Source organism: Pseudomonas sp. BT76 TE3572 (assembly GCF_050435365.1).
Classification (GTDB): domain Bacteria; phylum Pseudomonadota; class Gammaproteobacteria; order Pseudomonadales; family Pseudomonadaceae; genus Aquipseudomonas; species Aquipseudomonas fluorescens_W.
Window position 1 is genome coordinate 2831288 of record NZ_JBNDKE010000001.1, and the last position, 16469, is coordinate 2847756.

15 protein-coding genes are annotated in these 16469 nt (G+C 58.6%); 5 read left to right on the forward strand and 10 right to left on the reverse strand.

From position 1 onward, the window contains the following. Nucleotides 1-225 precede the first annotated feature (225 nt). Nucleotides 226-3120 (forward strand): ribonucleoside-diphosphate reductase subunit alpha, encoded by a 2895-nt coding sequence (locus ABH912_RS13020; protein WP_008147967.1) that lies wholly within the window; start codon nt 226-228, stop codon nt 3118-3120. A 237-nt stretch (nt 3121-3357) separates the two neighbouring features. On the opposite strand, the gene flgE is transcribed toward ABH912_RS13020, so the two are convergent. From flgE to ABH912_RS13050, 6 genes are all read right to left on the reverse strand, one after another. Continuing rightward, nucleotides 3358-4662: a flagellar hook protein FlgE gene (flgE, locus tag ABH912_RS13025; RefSeq protein ID WP_429510844.1), complete on the reverse strand. Its 1305-nt coding sequence runs from the start codon at nt 4660-4662 to the stop codon at nt 3358-3360. A gap of 31 nt (nt 4663-4693) precedes the next feature. Further along, nucleotides 4694-5416: a flagellar hook assembly protein FlgD gene (gene flgD / locus ABH912_RS13030; protein WP_033055239.1), complete on the reverse strand. Its 723-nt coding sequence runs from the start codon at nt 5414-5416 to the stop codon at nt 4694-4696. A 15-nt stretch (nt 5417-5431) separates the two neighbouring features. Next, nucleotides 5432-5875 carry a flagellar basal body rod protein FlgC gene (gene flgC / locus ABH912_RS13035; RefSeq protein WP_007937507.1) on the reverse strand — a complete coding sequence of 148 codons (444 nt, stop codon included), beginning with the start codon at nt 5873-5875 and terminating at the stop codon, nt 5432-5434. 3 nt (nt 5876-5878) lie between these two features. After that, entirely contained in the window at nt 5879-6286 is a 408-nt protein-coding gene (flgB, locus tag ABH912_RS13040) for a flagellar basal body rod protein FlgB (protein ID WP_007980125.1), read from the reverse strand. A gap of 281 nt (nt 6287-6567) precedes the next feature. Then, nucleotides 6568-7395 carry a protein-glutamate O-methyltransferase CheR gene (cheR, locus tag ABH912_RS13045; protein WP_008147958.1) on the reverse strand — a complete coding sequence of 276 codons (828 nt, stop codon included), beginning with the start codon at nt 7393-7395 and terminating at the stop codon, nt 6568-6570. Nucleotides 7396-7441: 46 nt separating this feature from the next. Beyond that, nucleotides 7442-8374, reverse strand: a complete 933-nt coding sequence (locus ABH912_RS13050) for a chemotaxis protein CheV (RefSeq protein ID WP_033055238.1) — start codon at nt 8372-8374, stop codon at nt 7442-7444. Between the two features lie 82 nt (nt 8375-8456). On the opposite strand from ABH912_RS13050, the gene flgA reads away from it, so the two are divergent. From flgA to ABH912_RS13070, 4 genes are all read left to right on the forward strand, one after another. Then, nucleotides 8457-9218, forward strand: a complete 762-nt coding sequence (gene flgA / locus ABH912_RS13055; RefSeq protein WP_033055237.1) for a flagellar basal body P-ring formation chaperone FlgA — start codon at nt 8457-8459, stop codon at nt 9216-9218. Between the two features lie 167 nt (nt 9219-9385). Continuing rightward, nucleotides 9386-9712: a flagellar biosynthesis anti-sigma factor FlgM gene (flgM, locus tag ABH912_RS13060; protein ID WP_033055236.1), complete on the forward strand. Its 327-nt coding sequence runs from the start codon at nt 9386-9388 to the stop codon at nt 9710-9712. A gap of 48 nt (nt 9713-9760) precedes the next feature. Next, the gene (locus ABH912_RS13065; protein WP_033055235.1) at nt 9761-10228 is read left to right on the forward strand and encodes a flagella synthesis protein FlgN; all 468 of its coding nucleotides are present in this window, start codon (nt 9761-9763) and stop codon (nt 10226-10228) included. A 92-nt stretch (nt 10229-10320) separates the two neighbouring features. Then, on the forward strand, nt 10321-11067 hold the full coding sequence (locus ABH912_RS13070; RefSeq protein ID WP_033055234.1) for a flagellar brake protein: 747 nt from the start codon (nt 10321-10323) through the stop codon (nt 11065-11067). Nucleotides 11068-11132: 65 nt separating this feature from the next. Here ABH912_RS13070 and ABH912_RS13075 read toward each other — a convergent pair whose 3' ends face one another. The 4 genes from ABH912_RS13075 to ABH912_RS13090 all read right to left on the reverse strand — a co-directional run bounded on the left by ABH912_RS13075 (nt 11133) and on the right by ABH912_RS13090 (nt 16311). Beyond that, the gene (locus ABH912_RS13075; protein ID WP_033055233.1) at nt 11133-12503 is read right to left on the reverse strand and encodes an MFS transporter; all 1371 of its coding nucleotides are present in this window, start codon (nt 12501-12503) and stop codon (nt 11133-11135) included. A 71-nt stretch (nt 12504-12574) separates the two neighbouring features. Next, a complete protein-coding gene (locus tag ABH912_RS13080; RefSeq protein WP_429513098.1) occupies nt 12575-13816 on the reverse strand; it encodes a glutamine synthetase family protein in 1242 nt (413 codons plus the stop codon). A 201-nt stretch (nt 13817-14017) separates the two neighbouring features. Beyond that, nucleotides 14018-14710: a sensor histidine kinase gene (locus tag ABH912_RS13085; RefSeq protein ID WP_223432461.1), complete on the reverse strand. Its 693-nt coding sequence runs from the start codon at nt 14708-14710 to the stop codon at nt 14018-14020. Further along, nucleotides 14707-16311: a response regulator gene (locus ABH912_RS13090; protein ID WP_429510845.1), complete on the reverse strand. Its 1605-nt coding sequence runs from the start codon at nt 16309-16311 to the stop codon at nt 14707-14709. Before ABH912_RS13090 ends, ABH912_RS13085 begins: the two co-directional genes overlap by 4 nt. Between the last annotated feature and the right edge of the window lie 158 nt (nt 16312-16469).

Sequence of the window (16469 nt, forward strand, 5' to 3'; positions counted from 1 at the left end):
GGTACGGGTGTTGCAGTCAGTTACTGTCACCCAAAAGGATCCCGGTTTCAGGTTCAAGGCCTGGGATCAAAGACTTCGGCATGGAAGCGGCGCCCCAATTGCCCCTTCCTGATCTGTCCCGAAGTTGGTATGCCCGGCCCCTCGCCGGTTGTAGTGCTTCAGGACGGAACGGTGGGCACCGTGATGGTGCCCAAACAAACATAGAGAATGTGGAGACAACCCCCCATGCAAACCGACACAACTCGCGAGAACCCGCAGGGCACCTTGCCGCAGGCCGCTGATTCGACTTCGGATCTGTCCGCCACCGCGCCTGGCCAACTGCGCGTGATCAAGCGTAACGGCACTGTCGTTCCTTACACCGATGACAAGATTACCGTCGCTATCACCAAAGCGTTTCTCGCAGTTGAGGGCGGCACCGCTGCCGCTTCGTCGCGAATCCACGACACCGTTGCCCGTCTGACCGAACAAGTCACCGCAACCTTCAAGCGTCGCATGCCATCGGGCGGCACGATCCACATCGAAGAAATCCAGGACCAGGTCGAACTGGCCCTGATGCGTGCCGGCGAGCAGAAAGTAGCGCGCGACTACGTGATCTACCGTGACGGTCGTTCGAAAGAACGCGCCGCCCACGCACCGGCCGAAGAAGCCGTCAACGCTCACCCGTCGATCCGCATCACCCGCGCCGATGGCACCTTTGCTCCTCTGGACATGGGCCGCCTGAACACCATCGTTACCGAAGCGTGCGAAGGCCTTGCAGAAGTCGACGGCGACCTGATTCAGCGCGAAACCCTGAAAAACCTGTACGACGGTGTGGCCCTGACCGACGTCAACACCGCGTTGGTGATGACCGCCCGTACGCTGGTCGAGCGTGAACCGAACTACTCGTTCGTCACCGCCCGCCTGCTGATGGACACCCTGCGTGCCGAAGGCCTGAGCTTCCTGGAAGTCGCCGAAAGCGCGACCCACCACGAAATGGTCGACCTGTACGCCAAGGCCTTGCCTGCGTACATCGCCAAAGGCATCGAATTCGAATTGCTGAACCCGGTCCTGGCCACCTTCGACCTGGAAAAGCTCGGCAAGGCGATCAACCACGAGCGCGATCAGCAGTTCACGTACCTGGGCCTGCAAACCCTGTACGACCGTTACTTCATCCACAAGGACGGTATCCGCTTCGAACTGCCGCAAATCTTCTTCATGCGCGTGGCCATGGGCCTGGCGATCGAAGAGAAGAACAAAGAAGACCGTGCGATCGAGTTCTACAACCTGCTGTCGTCCTTCGACTACATGTCGTCGACCCCGACCCTGTTCAACGCCGGTACTCTGCGTCCACAGCTGTCGAGCTGCTACCTGACCACCGTGCCGGATGACCTGTCGGGCATCTATCACGCGATCCACGACAACGCCATGTTGTCGAAATTCGCGGGCGGCCTGGGCAACGACTGGACCCCGGTTCGTGCACTCGGTTCGTACATCAAGGGCACCAACGGCAAATCCCAGGGCGTTGTTCCGTTCCTGAAAGTCGTGAACGACACCGCCGTCGCCGTTAACCAGGGTGGCAAGCGCAAAGGCGCTGTCTGTGCCTACCTGGAAACCTGGCACATGGACATCGAAGAGTTCATCGAACTCCGTAAGAACACCGGTGATGATCGTCGTCGTACCCACGACATGAACACCGCCAACTGGATCCCTGACCTGTTCATGAAGCGTGTCTTCGATGACGGCAAGTGGACCCTGTTCTCGCCGTCCGAAGTACCGGACCTGCACGACCTGACCGGCAAGGCCTTCGAAGAGCGTTACGAGTACTACGAAGCCCTGTCCGAGTACCCGGGCAAGATCAAGCTGTTCAAGACCATCCAGGCCAAAGACCTGTGGCGCAAAATGCTGTCCATGCTGTTTGAAACCGGCCACCCATGGCTGACCTTCAAAGACCCGTGCAACCTGCGCAGCCCGCAGCAGCACGTTGGCGTGGTTCACAGCTCGAACCTGTGCACCGAGATCACCTTGAACACCAACAAGGACGAGATCGCCGTTTGCAACCTGGGCTCGATCAACCTGCCGAACCACATCACCAACGGCAAGCTCGACACCGCCAAGCTGGAACGCACCGTGAACACCGCCGTTCGCATGCTCGATAACGTTATCGACATCAACTACTACTCGGTGCCACAAGCGAAGAACTCCAACTTCAAGCACCGTCCGGTCGGTCTGGGCATCATGGGCTTCCAGGACGCTTTGTACCTGCAGCACATTCCTTACGGTTCCGACGCTGCCGTCGAGTTCGCCGACAAGTCGATGGAAGCGGTCAGCTACTACGCGATCCAGGCTTCCTGCGACCTGGCCGACGAGCGCGGCGCCTACGAGACGTTCCAGGGTTCGCTGTGGTCCAAAGGCATCCTGCCGCTGGATTCGCAACAGATCCTGATCGAGCAACGTGGCCAGAAGTACATCGACGTTGACCTGAACGAATCCCTGGACTGGGCACCGGTTCGTGCCCGCGTTCAGAAAGGCATTCGTAACTCCAACATCATGGCCATCGCACCGACCGCGACCATCGCCAACATCACTGGCGTATCGCAGTCGATCGAACCGACCTACCAGAACCTCTACGTGAAATCGAACCTGTCGGGCGAATTCACCGTGATCAACCCGTACCTGGTTCGCGACCTGAAGGCTCGCGGTCTGTGGGACTCGGTCATGATCAACGACCTGAAGTACTACGACGGTTCGGTGCAACAGATCGAGCGCATCCCGCAAGAACTCAAAGAGCTCTACGCGACTGCCTTCGAAGTGGACACCAAGTGGATCGTTGACGCGGCAAGCCGTCGTCAGAAGTGGATCGACCAGGCTCAATCGCTGAACCTGTACATCGCTGGCGCATCGGGCAAGAAGCTGGACGTGACCTACCGCATGGCCTGGTACCGTGGTCTGAAAACCACTTACTACCTCCGTGCCCTGGCCGCGACCAGCACCGAGAAGTCGACCATCAACACCGGCAAGCTGAACGCTGTTTCCAGCGGCGGCAACCACGGTGAAGATTCGGTCCTGGCAGCACCTGCCGGCCCTGCTCCAGTGCCGAAGGCTTGCGCCATCGACGAGCCGGATTGCGAAGCTTGCCAATAAGCTGAGCCGGTAGGCGCCGCAAGGCGCTTACCTGGATAACCCCCGATCGGTCCTCTGGATTGTCGGGGGTTTTCTTTTGCCTGCAAGATCGCAGCCTCGTTTCACTCGACAGCTGCTACGGGGAACGCTATTTCCTGTAGCAGCTGTCGAGTGAAACGAGGCTGCGGTCTTATTGTCGGCCATAAAAAAGCCCCTCTTGCGAGGGGCTCTTTTTGCAGCGCTATCCGCCAACCCGCATCAGGTCATCTGAATGATGGTCTGCATGATGGTGCTCTGGGTCGAGATGGTCTTGGCGTTCGCCTGGTAGTTGCTCTGCGCCTTGATCAGGTCGACCAGTTCATTGGTCAGGTTGACGTTGGACTCTTCCAGGGAGTTGGAGTTGATCTCGCCCAAAGTACCGGTGTTCGCCGCATCGTAGCCCGGGATACCCGACGCGTAGGTTTCTTTCCAACTGGTGCCGCCTATCGCTTGCAAACCTTGTTCGTTGGTGAAGCTGGCGAGCGAGATCTGGCCGATGGGCTTGGTCTGGCTGTTGCTGAAGTTGGCCAGCATGACACCACTGGTGTCGATAGTCAGGTTGGTGATCTGGCCGGTGGCGTAGCCGTTCTGCGTAGGAATCGAACGCGCGGTGTCAGCGTTGTACTGCGTGGTCTTGTCCATGGAGACCGTAACGACACCGGAGGCAGCGCCGTTGGCTGTCCACACGCCATTGGTCACGGTACCCGGAACCCAGCCCGTGACTTTCAGGTCAGGGCTGACAATCGGCAAAGGGACGGCTGGAGTGGTGACGGAAACCAGATTGCCTGACGAATCGAACGCCATGGTCGAAGCGACAGGAGGCGTAAGCGTCGGGTCGCTGCCATCCGGGTTGCGCCCCTCGATCAGGGTGTAGGTCTTCCAGGTGTTGTCAGCAGTCTTGACCATGTATTGATCCATGATGTGCTGGTTACCCTGGGTATCGTAAATCGGGGTACTGAACTGCTTGGTGAAGGACGCTTCCTTGGACGGGTCAAACGGATTGATAGTCTGGTCGATGATGGTCGCTGTGGAGTTCAGGTTGATCGTCGACGACACCGTGGAGGTGTTTTTTGGCGCCAGGTTCGACGTATCGATGCGCAGGTCAGTCAATACACCATTGAGGATCTTGCCATTGGCGTCCACGCCATAACCCTGCAGACGCGCAGAGCCATCGCTATTGGTGACGTAACCGTCCTTGTCGACCTTGAACGTACCGGCACGGGTGTAGGACATCGAACCGTTCTCGCTCAACACGAAGAAGCCGGAACCGTTGATCCCCATGTCCAGCACGTTGCCGGTGTTGTTGACGTCGCCCTGGGTGAACTGCTGGGAAACGTTGGCCAGGCGCACGCCGTTACCGATGGTTTTGCTGCCGGAACCCAGCTTGGTGGCCGAGTAAACGTCTTCGAATTCCGCACGGGACGATTTGAAACCGGTGGTCGCGACGTTGGCGATGTTGTTACCGGTCACGTCCAGTTGTTTGTTGGCTGCATAGAGACCGCTAAGGCCGATATTGAAAGACATATTCCACTCCTTTGTGCCGTGTTAGTCGGCTCTACATACCAATAGTTTGTACTTTGGACAGGGCGATGCTGCCCGCCCCGGCCAGGTTGAGCATCAACTCACCGCCGGTCTGGCTGATGGTCACGCTGTTGACGGTGGCCGGCAGGTACGTCACCAGCGAGGTCGCCTTGCCGTCGTAGGTCGCCGTAGCGCCAAAGGTATAGGTACCCGCCGTGGCCACTTCGCCTGCATCGTTTTTGCCGTCCCAGATGAAAGTCGAAGTACCGGCGACCTCGCTGCCCAGGTCGATGGTGCGGACGACCTTGCCATCGGCATTGGTGATATTGACCTTGACCGGGTCCACCGACGCCGGTACGGCAATGGTGCCGCTGAAACTCTTGGAGGTATCGACCACAGCCTTGCTGCCCGGTGCAATAACCGAACGCCCGACCAGCGACGACGCCTGCAACGCCTGGGACGAGTTGTAGTTGCTGGCCAGGCCACTCACGGTGGTGTTGAGCGAGGTGATGCCTTCCAGGCTACTGAACTGGGCCAACTGGGCGACGAACGCGCCGTTGTCCTGCGGTTCCAGCGGGTTCTGGTTTTTCAGTTGCGTGACCAGCAACTGCAGGAACGCATCCTTGCCCAGGGCCTTGCTGCCGGTGGCGCTGTTCGTTGCCGCCGCCAGGCCATCGGCACTGGTGTTGGTCTTGATCGAGGAGTTGGCCAGGATGTCCTTGAGGCTAATGCCACTCGTGGTATCGGTAACACTCATCTGAGTCGCCCCTTATCACTGACCCAGGGTCAGGACCTTTTGCATCATGGTTTTGGCGGTGTTCATCATTTCGGCGTTGGTCTGGAACGAACGGCTCGCGGAAATCATGTCAGCCATTTCTTCCACCACGTTGACGTTCGGGTAGTAGACGTAGCCTTTGGCGTCGGCCGCCGGATGGTTCGGCTCATAGCGCGCTTCAAGGTTGCTCTGGTCTTCGACCACGCCCAGCACTTGCACGCCTTGACCGGCCGCATCCTGGTTCTGGAACAGCGAATCGCTGCCGCCGCTCTGGCCGCCCTGGAACATGGTGGCGAAAACCGGGTGCCGTGCACGGTAGGTCTGGTCGATGCTCGACGAGACGGTCTCGGCGTTGGCGATGTTACTGGCGACGGTGTTCAAGCGAGTGGTCTGGGCACTCATGCCGCTACCGGCAATGTTGAAAACACTGGATAGAGACATGGCTTACTCTCCGCGCAGGGCTGACACCAGCCCTTTGAATTTGCTGTTGAGCAGGGTGAAGCTGGCCTGGAAGTTGACCGCGTTTTCCGCGTAGTTCGACTGTTCAAGCTGGGCGTCCACGGTGTTCTGGTCGATCGACGGTTGCATCGGCGTGCGATACAGCAGCGATTCGTCGCCATTGCCCAGGCCTTCGGCTTCGATATGACGGCTGTTGGTCATGTTCAAGGCGAAAGTGCCGCTCTTGGTCTTTTCGTTCTGCTCGGCAAGCACTTTCGAGAAGTCCAGATCCCGAGCCTTGTAGTTCGGGGTGTCGGCGTTGGCGATGTTGTTGGCCAGGACTTCGGCGCGCTGAGCGCGGAAGCCCAGGGCTTGTTCGTGGATACCGAGCGCTTTATCGAAACTGATGCTCATGTCGGAAACCTTCGGCTGACCTGATTTTTCGTAACATGGACACAGCAAGCGTCGTGCCAATTCAAAAAAAGCCCGTAAACCGGGGCTTTGCGGGCAGTGGCAATGTGGCAATGCCAGAAAAGCGGCAACAGATTTCCGCCGCCTGCCGCTTTTCTGCCGCTATCACCCCTGCAAGAACACCACCACTCCTACAAGGGTTTTGTTAGTGGGGCTGGGAAATCATCAGGCATAAAAAAACGGGAGCCCCTGAGGACTCCCGTTTTTTGTGTGCCGCTAACCAATCACTTCGCCTGGTAAATGATCCCCGGGCTGCACTGGACCATCTGGTAATGATCCGGCAAACCGTTCAGCGCCTCGGAAGCACCGAGGAACAGATAACCGCCTGGTTTCAACGTGCTGTGAATGCGCAACAGGATGTCCTTCTTCACCTCGGCAGAGAAGTAGATCAGCACGTTGCGGCAGAACACGATGTCGAACTTGCCGAGGCTCGCGTAGCTGTCCAGCAGGTTGAACGAGCGAAACTCCACCCGGCTCTTGATCGGTGCCTTGATAGCCCAACGCCCCGGCCCTTTCGGGTCGAAGTAACGTTGAAGGCGCTCGGGCGACAGGCCACGGCCGATGGCCAGGCTGTCGTACTCGCCGGTCTTGCAGTTGGTCAGCATGGTGCCGGACAGGTCGGTGGCAACGATCTGCACCCCCATCTTCAACTGGCCCATGTTCACGCGCTCGAACTCATCGATCGACATCGAAAGCGAATACGGTTCCTGCCCCGATGAACAGGCCGCCGACCAGATCCGCAGACGCTGGCCAGGGGCGGCCTTGATCGCTGCCGGCAGCACCTTGTTCTTCAAGACTTCAAACGGATAGGTGTCACGAAACCACAGGGTTTCGTTGGTGGTCATGGCATCCACCACCATCTCGCGCAAACCGCTGCGAGGCTGGGTCTGGATGCGCTGGACCAGCTCACCCAGGGACTTGATGCCTTGCTGTTCCATCAGTTTGTTGAGACGGCTCGAGACCAGGTACTGCTTGTTTTCACCGAGCAAAATGCCACAGGCTTTTTCCAGGAAGACCCGGAACTGTTCGAAATCCAAATTACCCGTAGACAAAGATGCCGCCTCTTAAATCGTATAAACCGCCAGGGGCAAAAGGCCCCTAGCTGATGTCTGCTGCTTTGATCCGGTTGACTACCCGGGATGCCAGGTCATCAGGACGGAATTTGGCAAGGAAGTCATCGGCACCGACTTTCTTGACCATCGCCTGATTGAATACACCCGATAACGAAGTATGCAGGATGATGTGAAGCTTTTGCATGCGAGGGTCGTTGCGGATCTCGGCCGTGAGGGTGTACCCGTCCATCTCCGGCATCTCGATGTCGGAAATCATCATCAGGAACTCTTCTTCCGGCTTCTTGCCCTCGTCGACCAGCTTGCGCAGGTAATCCAGCGCTTGCCGACCGTCGTTCAACGCCACCACTTCGACACCGACCGTCTGCAGGCAACGGGTCACCTGCTTGCGCGCCACCGACGAGTCATCGACCGTCAGTACTCGCAAAGAGAGCGCCTTGTGCTGGGTGTCGACATCCACCACGCCAACGGAAATCGCTTCCGGTGTCGGCGCCACTTCTGCCAGCACCTTCTCGACGTCGATGATTTCGACTAACTGATTGTCGACCCGAGTCACAGCCGTCAGGTAATGATCGCGTCCCGTGCCCTTGGGTGGTGGATGAATCTCCTCCCAATTCATGTTGACGATGCGTTCCACCGACCGCACCAGGAAACCCTGGGTCTTGGTGTTGTACTCCGTAATGATCACGAAGGGATTGCTTTGATCTTTCAGCGCACCGGAACCGGTCGCCATGGCCAGATCAAGAATCGGAATGGTCGCCCCCCGAATATTTGCCACACCGCACACGACAGGACTGGATTTTGGCATCAGCGTCAGTTTGGGGCATTGCAGCACCTCCCGAACCTTGAACACGTTGATCCCATACAGCTGTTGGCCGTCGAGACGGAACAACAACAGTTCAAGGCGATTTTGCCCTACCAGTTGCGTGCGCTGGTTTACCGAATCCATTACCCCAGCCATGCACAGACTCCTACACCAACGCTTAAGTGTGTTGCGACGCGCATTCATCACTAAACGGCACGGCGCTTGCTTTTTAACTCTTATGAACACAGAACCGACATTTTTCCGACGCCTGACATCAATCGCCCGCAAATTGCTTTGCGCGGTGTCGGCCGTCTGCCTGTTCAACGCTGGCTGCCCTGCCCTTGCTGACGCGGTTACCTTGCCTGACATGCTTATCGGCGTCACTCAGGGCTTTCTTGAATTCACCGTAGAGGACTATCTGGCAACCAGTCAAACGGAAGGCCGTTACGAGATCGAGGTCAAGCAGCTCGATCCGCGGCTGCGCATGCCCATGTGCGACAAGGAATTGACAGCGTCCCTGGAGAGCCCGGCCACGCCGCTGGGGCGCGTTACAGTCAAGGTGCGCTGCGAGGGCGCGTCACCCTGGACAGTCTTCGTACCCGCGCAAGTGCGCCTGTTTCGCGACATTGTGACCACCACCCGCCCGCTGCGACGCGCCGGTATCGTCGAACCTCAGGATGTGACCCTGCGCGAGCGTGACATCAGCCTGATCAGCCAGGGTTACCTGACTTCCGTCGATCAGGCGATCGGGCAAAAACTTACCCGACCAATGGTCGCCGATCAGGTCATGACCCTGGTGCACATGGAACAGGCAGAAGTCATCAGCAAGGGCGACCAGGTGGTGATTACCGCCCGCAGTGGAACGCTCAGCGTGCGCATGCCGGGTGAAGCGCTGTCCAACGGCGGTATGCGCGAACAGATTCGGGTGAAAAACCTCAATTCCCAACGGGTCATCAAGGCGCAAGTCATCGCGCCCGGCCAGGTGGAAGTGGCCATGTAGAACTCTCTGCTTGTGAAGAAGTGGCGCGCCACTCGACTGTTCCCTAGACTGTGCCCTATGCAGGGCAAGCGCTGACGCGCGCAAGCTCATTGATAATTGGGCCTAAAGTTTTCCCGGGTATGGCCGAAAACATGGCAAGCGTCCAAATACCCAGAGGTTTTTTTGTCATGGTCATCGATTTCAGCCGTTTAAACAGTTCCTCGTCACTTACCGGTAGTACACGTACCAGCACCGCGAAGGAAACCGTCGAAGCCGGTAAACCCGCACCGCTGAATACCCCGGCCGAACAGGCCAGTACCGTCAAAAGCGGGGAATCAGTACATCTCAGCAATGAGGCTCAACAGTTGCAGAAGGTCACTGACAAGCTGCGTGATCAGCCTGCCGTCGACAACGCCCGCGTGGCCGAGTTGAAAGCAGCGATTGCCGATGGCAGCTATAAAGTCGACAGCAACCGTGTAGCCAGCAAACTGCTCAACTTCGAAGCCCAGCGCTAGGCCAAGGCCTGCGCCAGGCTTTTGGACGCTTAAAACCCAAGGCCAGCCATGCACGACACTAATTTACTGCAACTGATCACCGACGATTTCGCTCCAGCACAGCACTTGCTGGAGTTACTGCAGACCGAGTCCCTCGCCTTGCACGGTCGCGACATGCCACTGCTCGAAGAAATTCTGGCGCAGAAACAGGCATTGATCATTTTGCTCGATCAGCATGGCCGCAAGCGCAGTGAAATCCTCGCCAGCCTCAACCTGCCGACCAATCGCAACGGCCTGGAGCAACTTGCCAGCCATTCGAGCATTGGCAATCAGCTGTTGGAGCAGAGCGATGTATTGACCGATCTTCTGGCTCAGTGCCAGGCGGCCAACGTCAAGAATGGCCAGTCAATCCTGGTGCAACAGGCCGCGACGGCCAATCAGCTGAAAATCCTCAACGGCGGCGAGCCACCAGCGCTCTACGATGCACGCGGATCAACCTCCATGCTTGCGAAGCCACGCCCGCTCAGTCAGGCTTGAGCCTGCTGCAAAGCGCGCACTATCAAGACGCGTAACATACTGGCAATATGCTGGCCAGCCGTAGTCATATTTTGTCTGGAGATTGATGAACCGTGTTCAATGCCTTAAGCGCGGATGATGCTCCGCAGCCACCCAAGGTGCTCACCACGCCGTTGGAGATCTCCGGCAACCTGCGCCAGCTGCAAGACAGCCATGATCCGCTGATCATCACGTTCCATGAGCGCAGCCAGCGCTTCCAGAGTTATCTGGTGGACCTTGACCGTGACAGCAACATGATTGCCCTGGACGAAATGATTCCCCGCGATGGTGAACGCTTCCTGCTCGCCGGCGAACCGTTCAAGGTCGAAGGCTTTCATGACGGCGTGCGCATTGCCTGGGAAAGCAACGGCCCGCTGACCATCGACGAATCCGGTGGCGGTCGCTGCTACCGTGGCGCCCTGCCCTCCGAGGTGGTTTACCACCAGCGTCGTAATGCATTCCGCGCAGCATTGAAGCTGGCACAACTGGTCAACGTCGATCTGGGTGGTGAAAAGCTCAAGTCGCCGATCAGCGGCAAGCTATTGGACATCTCCGCCACCGGTTGCAAATTACGCTTCGAAGGCGACATCACGGGCAGCCTGCAACTGGGCCAGGTTTATGACCGCTTCATCGCCGCCCTGCCCTTTGGCAACATGACGGCCCCCGTCGAGCTGCGTTACCTGCACTTCGAAGAAAGAATCTCCACCACCTTCGCCGGCGTACGCTTTCACAACATGAGCGGGCTGGTGCAGCGGCAGGTCGAGCGGTTCGTCTATCAGCTTCAGCGCGAAGCGCGGCGCTTCGACAAAGACGACATGTAATAAGACGCTTCAATAGAAAACGGGCAGTCCCTTGCGGTGACTGCCCGTTTTTTTATGCGTTGGATTTAAGGCCTGGCCTCGGTAAAACTTGGTTCGCGAGGTGCATCAGGATCTTCGGGCGGCGGATCGGTTTCGGGCTCCGATTCAGGTTCCGGGTCCGGCTCAGGGTTGATCGGGTTCTGCATCTGGTCTTGCACCACCTGCTCATCGACCCGCGGGTCAAGGCAAGCCACCAACGGCGAACTCGACATACTGTCCGGCATGGCGACGTGATGCAGCGGTGCATCGTCGACCTGATGCAGGTTGGTCACCGCTTTCGGGCGAATTCGCCACACCAGCACCAACGCGAAGAAACTGAAGAAGGCATAGAGCATGTGGCTGCCGAACAGTTTCATCAGCACCCCGGCCACCAGCGGCCCGATACTGGCGCCGACACCGTAGGTCACCAACAGCATCGCTGTCAGGGACACCCGACGATCACCCTCGACGTGGTCGTTGGAGAACGCCACCGCCAGCGGATACAGACAGAACATCACCAGCGAACAGCAGAACCCGGTGATAAACAAAATCTCCAGCGGTACCTGTTGCATGATTGCCAGCGGCAACGCGGTAAGCGCCAGGACCAGCGCAAAACAGCGGATCAACAGCGCCCGGTCATAACGGTCGGACAGCCAGCCCAGCGGCCACTGCACCAGCAAGCCGGCAAAAATGCAGCTACCCATGAACAGACCGACCTGCTCCGTGGACAACCCCTGCTGTGAGGCATACAGCGGTGCCAGACCATAGAACGAACCAATGATCAGTCCCGCCCCCAGCACCGTGCTCAACGACTGCGGCACGCGCTTGATGAAGAAGCGCGGCTCCATCGGGGCCGGGTGCAACGGTGCCGGGTGAATCCGGCGAGTCAGGGCCACCGGCACCAGGCACAGCGCGAAGCACAAGGCGACCAGCATCAGCAGCTCAAGGCCCAGGCCCGGGTGCATGACCAGAATCAACTGACCCAGCACCAGCCCCAGGTACGAGGCGATCATGTAGCCACTGAACACCGTCCCGCGCTGCGAGGCTTCGGCCTGCTCATTGAGCCAGCTTTCGATGACCATGTATTGGCACATCATGCCGAGGCCGACGATGACCCGCAGGAAGATCCAGGCAGGCAACCAGTCCACCAGGCCATGGCCCAGCACCGCCGCACCGACAATCCCGGCGCAGGCCGAATAGGCGCGAATGTGCCCGACCCGGGCTATCAGCCGGTGGCCGATCTTGCCACCCAGCACCAGGCCGCAATAGTTGGCTGCCATCAACGCACCGACCCACAGGCTGTCGACGTGGTCGGCGGCCAGGCGCAAGGCCAGGTAAGTACTCAACAGGCCAGAGCCGATCAACATCATCAGCGAGGCAAAATATAGCGCTCGAAAGGGTTTCCAGATTTGGCGCATCGGCGTTCCGAGCGGCTCCTTGCAGTGAGTTTCAGGCTACCGACAAACGATAGCCTGATGTCGACGGATCGTCAGGCCTGGGCCGCTAAAACACGCCGTTCCCAGGGAGTAATTTCATCAAAGAAGCTGGTCAACTCCATGGTCTTCGAGGCGACGTAGCCTTCGATGAATTCCTTGCCAAACAGTTCCTTCGCCAATTGACTACGTTTCAGACGCTCAAGAGCCGCATGCAAGGTACACGGCAACGAAAGATTGTCCGGCACTTCAAATTCGCCCTGGATCGGCTCGCTCGGCTCCAGTTTGTGTTCAATGCCATACAACCCTGAGGCAAGGCTGGCGGCGATCGCCAGGTAAGGATTTGCATCAGCCCCCGGCAAGCGGTTTTCGACCCGACGAGCGGCGGGCGAACTGGCTGGAATACGCAATCCGGCTGCACGGTTGTCGTAGGACCAGCAGGCATTATTCGGTGATGCATACGGATGGCACAAGCGCTGATACGAGTTCACGTTCGGTGCGAATAACGCCGTGAAATCCGCCATGCCGGCCTGCTGACCCGCGATGAAATGACGGAAGGTCGCGGTCGGCTCACCCGCCTTGTCGCTGAACACGTTACGCCCGCTGCCGATCTCGATGATGCTCTGGTGAATATGCATCGAACTGCCCGGCGTGTGCGCCAGCGGCTTGGCCATGCAAACCACGGTCAGGCCATGCTTGAGCGCGACTTCTTTAAGCAGATGTTTGAACAGGAGTGTCTGGTCGGCCAGCAGAAGCGGGTCGCCGTGCAGCAGGTTGATCTCGAACTGGCTGACGCCCATCTCGTGCATGAAGGTATCGCGCGGCAAGCCCAGGGCCGCCATGCAGGCGTAGACCTCACTGAAGAACGGCCGCAAACCATTATTGGAACTGATACTGAAGGCCGATTGACCGTCCTCGCGACGACCGTCCAGGCCCAGCGGCGGCTGGAACGGTTGAGTCGGGTCGGTGTTGGGCGCAAACACAAAAAACTCCAGCTCGGTCGCCACCACCGGCGCCAGGCCGAGCGCCGCGTAACGCGCGATCACGGCTTTGAGCTGGCCGCGGGTCGACAGCGGCGAGCTTCCACCGGTCAGCTCGTCCGCATCGCAAATGGCCAAGGCTCGCGGCTGCTTGCTCCACGGCAAGCGATGGATCTGTGCAGGGTCGGGCACCAGCGCCAGGTCGCCATCATCGCTGCCGTAAAAGCGCGCTGGCGGATATCCGCCCATGATGCATTGCAGCAGCACTCCCCGCGCCATCTGCAAACGCCGCCCCTCGAGAAAGCCTTCGGCGGTCATTACCTTGCCACGGGGCACGCCATTCAAATCCGGCGTGACACATTCAATCTCATCAATGCCCGTCAATCGCTGTGCGAGTGAGCGATGGCCATCGGTTGTCATGACGCAATCCTTTGTTGTTGTGCGAGCCGCGAACGGCGACCGTACAAAATAGGCTCCGCCTGTTCGGAATATCAAGCAGCGGCCAACAAAAAGAACCGGTCAGGGCAGATAGAGGCTGAACACCCCGCCGCCCAGCGGGCCGCCATTGCTGATTTCGGTGCGTCCGCCCACGCCATTGCGTTGATGGAGTGCGGCAATCCGCCCGGCAAAGTACAGGCCCAGGCCTGTGCTTCCGCTGCTGTGGTTGATGCCCTGCACGTAATCGGCCTGACGCTCGATCATCTCGGGTGGATAACCCTCGCCATCGTCGTTGACGGTCAGCACCAGTTGCCCGGCTTCATCGCTGACGCTGATCAACACCGCGTGGCGGGCGTAACGAATGGCGTTGTTGATGCTGTTGCCCAGGACCGACGCAATCAGTTCCCGGTCGAAGAAACCCAGAGGGCTCAACGGGTCCACTTCATAGGTCGCCATGATGCCGCGACTGGCAAACACGTCCTGGTGACAGGCCAATTGCGCTTCGATGAAGTCATCCAGCTCATGGTAGGCCGGCTGCAACGGCATCTGGTTGACGCCGAGTTTGTACAGCCCCAGCAATTGCACCAGCATGCCATTGAGATGCGCGAACTCGAATTCGATCACACCCTGCTCCGGGGTATGCTGCTGCGGATCCGGCAAGCGCGCCAACCATTGGCTGTGGGCCTGCATCAGCATCGCCAGGGAGTTCTTCATGTCGTGCACGGTGGAGGCAATCACCGTGGAAAAATCGAGTGCCTGTTCGCTGTCGTTCATTTGCCAAACGCCTTGCTTCGCAACTTCTGATAACGGGGAAAACGTGCATCGGTGTCGGGCATCAGGCCGACCATCTTCAGGCACGTCCGACATTCCTCCAGCTCCGCCGAAGGGACACTGGTGTCGGTGCCATGCAGCAGCGACTGCGCCATGTTCAGCGCGATACTGATGTTCTTGGGTTGCAGCGCCAGGGCTTTGCGGAACACCTGCCGCGCCTCCACCAGGTCACCGGTCTTGTACACCCGCACGCCCTGACGGTTGAGGTCCGCAGCGGCGTTGCCGGAGTTGAGAATGGTCGGATCGTCGGTCAACTTGGCGATGCCCTTCATCACCGTCGGGTCGTCGCCGTAGATTTCCGCGCAGTTTTTCAACATCGAGGCACCGGCGCTGGCCTGCCCGAGCATCTGCAGTTGCTTGGCCACCAGCAGCGCTGCTTCGGCGCTCATGAACTGTTCCATGCCATCGAGGCGCATCATCGCCTGCTCGGTGAGCTTCTCGGCGGTTTCGGCATCGTTGAGCAACAGGCTGGTGGCTTTCATCAATCGCGCACGAATCTGCAAACCCGGGTCGGCAGGGTTTTCCTTGGCCACCGCACTCAGCGTCGTATTGATTTCCAGGCGAGTCCGGGTATCCAGGCCTTTTTCACTGCCTTTACTGATCAAGGCATGGGCCAGGCCAAGATTGCTCTCCGCATCCTTGAAACGTGACTGCGCGCCCTGCGCCACCGCCTGACGATAGGCTTTGGAAGCGGTCTCGAAATCTTCGTTGGCCATTGCCAACTTGCCCAACTGCGCTTGCCGGCGCACCGCCAGCGGCGACAAACGGATCGCCTCTTCCAGTACATTCTGGGCCGCCTTGGTGTCGCCTTCGGCGACCAGCACATCGGCCATGCCGTCGTAGAGCGCCGGCATCATCGGGAACACTTTCAGGGCTTTTTCATACACGCCTTTGGCCTGACCGACCTGGCCACGCTTGAACAGCAATTTGCCCAGGCCGGAAAACGCCCACGGCAAAGGCCGATCAGCAATGATGCTGTCGTAGAGACGCTCCAGCGCCTCGTTCTGATTCAGGTCGCGCAAGGCATCGGCGCGGTAGCGCAGGCACAACGGCGAGTAGCGGATGTCTTGCTTGCACAGGGCGATGCAGGCATTGAGCACTTCAACCGGTTTGCCCCGGTCAAGGGCCTGCAGAATCGGCTTGAGCAAGGTCTTGCGTTGCTCCAGCCGCTCCAGCCGTTGAGCCAGGCCGGAACGGTTGAACGGTTTGGTCAGGTACGCATCGGGTTCGTGTTCCAACGCACTGAGCACCATCGCCTGACTGGTCTCGGCGGTGACCATGACGAACACGGCCTCATGGCTGATCAGCTTCTCGATCATCAGATCTTCAAGCACCTGCTGGCCATTCTTCTTGCCGTCACCCAGGTGAAAGTCCTGCAGGATGAAATCGTAGGCCTTCTGCGAACACATACGCAGCGCCTGTTCACCGGAGTCGGCGGTGTCGACATCCTTGACGCCCAGTTCGCGCAGCATGGACCTGACGGAACTGCGGAAATCCGAGAAATCATCGACGATCAAAAAACGCTTTTGGTGATACGACAGCATCGAAGATTTCCAGGCAGTTTAAGAAGAAGACCATGACTGTTCGGGTTATCGGCCAGTAGTGCCGTTCCCTTGAGAAGTCATGCCGTTTAGTACGCGCTAAATATTTGAAGGTGTTATCAAAAAACAGGATTATTCTGATCTATTGAAGTGCGCTTTCT

Bases quoted from the DNA above. Each gene is read 5' to 3' on its own strand.
- ABH912_RS13020 (WP_008147967.1), top strand. From the start codon at position 226: ATGCAAACCGACACAACTCGCGAGAACCCGCAGGGCACCTTGCCGCAG.
- flgE (WP_429510844.1), bottom strand. From the start codon at position 4,662: ATGTCTTTCAATATCGGCCTTAGCGGTCTCTATGCAGCCAACAAACAA.
- flgD (WP_033055239.1), bottom strand. From the start codon at position 5,416: ATGAGTGTTACCGATACCACGAGTGGCATTAGCCTCAAGGACATCCTG.
- flgC (WP_007937507.1), bottom strand. From the start codon at position 5,875: ATGTCTCTATCCAGTGTTTTCAACATTGCCGGTAGCGGCATGAGTGCC.
- flgB (WP_007980125.1), bottom strand. From the start codon at position 6,286: ATGAGCATCAGTTTCGATAAAGCGCTCGGTATCCACGAACAAGCCCTG.
- ABH912_RS13050 (WP_033055238.1), bottom strand. From the start codon at position 8,374: ATGGCTGGGGTAATGGATTCGGTAAACCAGCGCACGCAACTGGTAGGG.
- flgA (WP_033055237.1), top strand. From the start codon at position 8,457: ATGAACACAGAACCGACATTTTTCCGACGCCTGACATCAATCGCCCGC.
- flgM (WP_033055236.1), top strand. From the start codon at position 9,386: ATGGTCATCGATTTCAGCCGTTTAAACAGTTCCTCGTCACTTACCGGT.
- ABH912_RS13065 (WP_033055235.1), top strand. From the start codon at position 9,761: ATGCACGACACTAATTTACTGCAACTGATCACCGACGATTTCGCTCCA.
- ABH912_RS13075 (WP_033055233.1), bottom strand. From the start codon at position 12,503: ATGCGCCAAATCTGGAAACCCTTTCGAGCGCTATATTTTGCCTCGCTG.
- ABH912_RS13080 (WP_429513098.1), bottom strand. From the start codon at position 13,816: ATGACCGCCGAAGGCTTTCTCGAGGGGCGGCGTTTGCAGATGGCGCGG.
- ABH912_RS13085 (WP_223432461.1), bottom strand. From the start codon at position 14,710: ATGAACGACAGCGAACAGGCACTCGATTTTTCCACGGTGATTGCCTCC.
- ABH912_RS13090 (WP_429510845.1), bottom strand. From the start codon at position 16,311: ATGCTGTCGTATCACCAAAAGCGTTTTTTGATCGTCGATGATTTCTCG.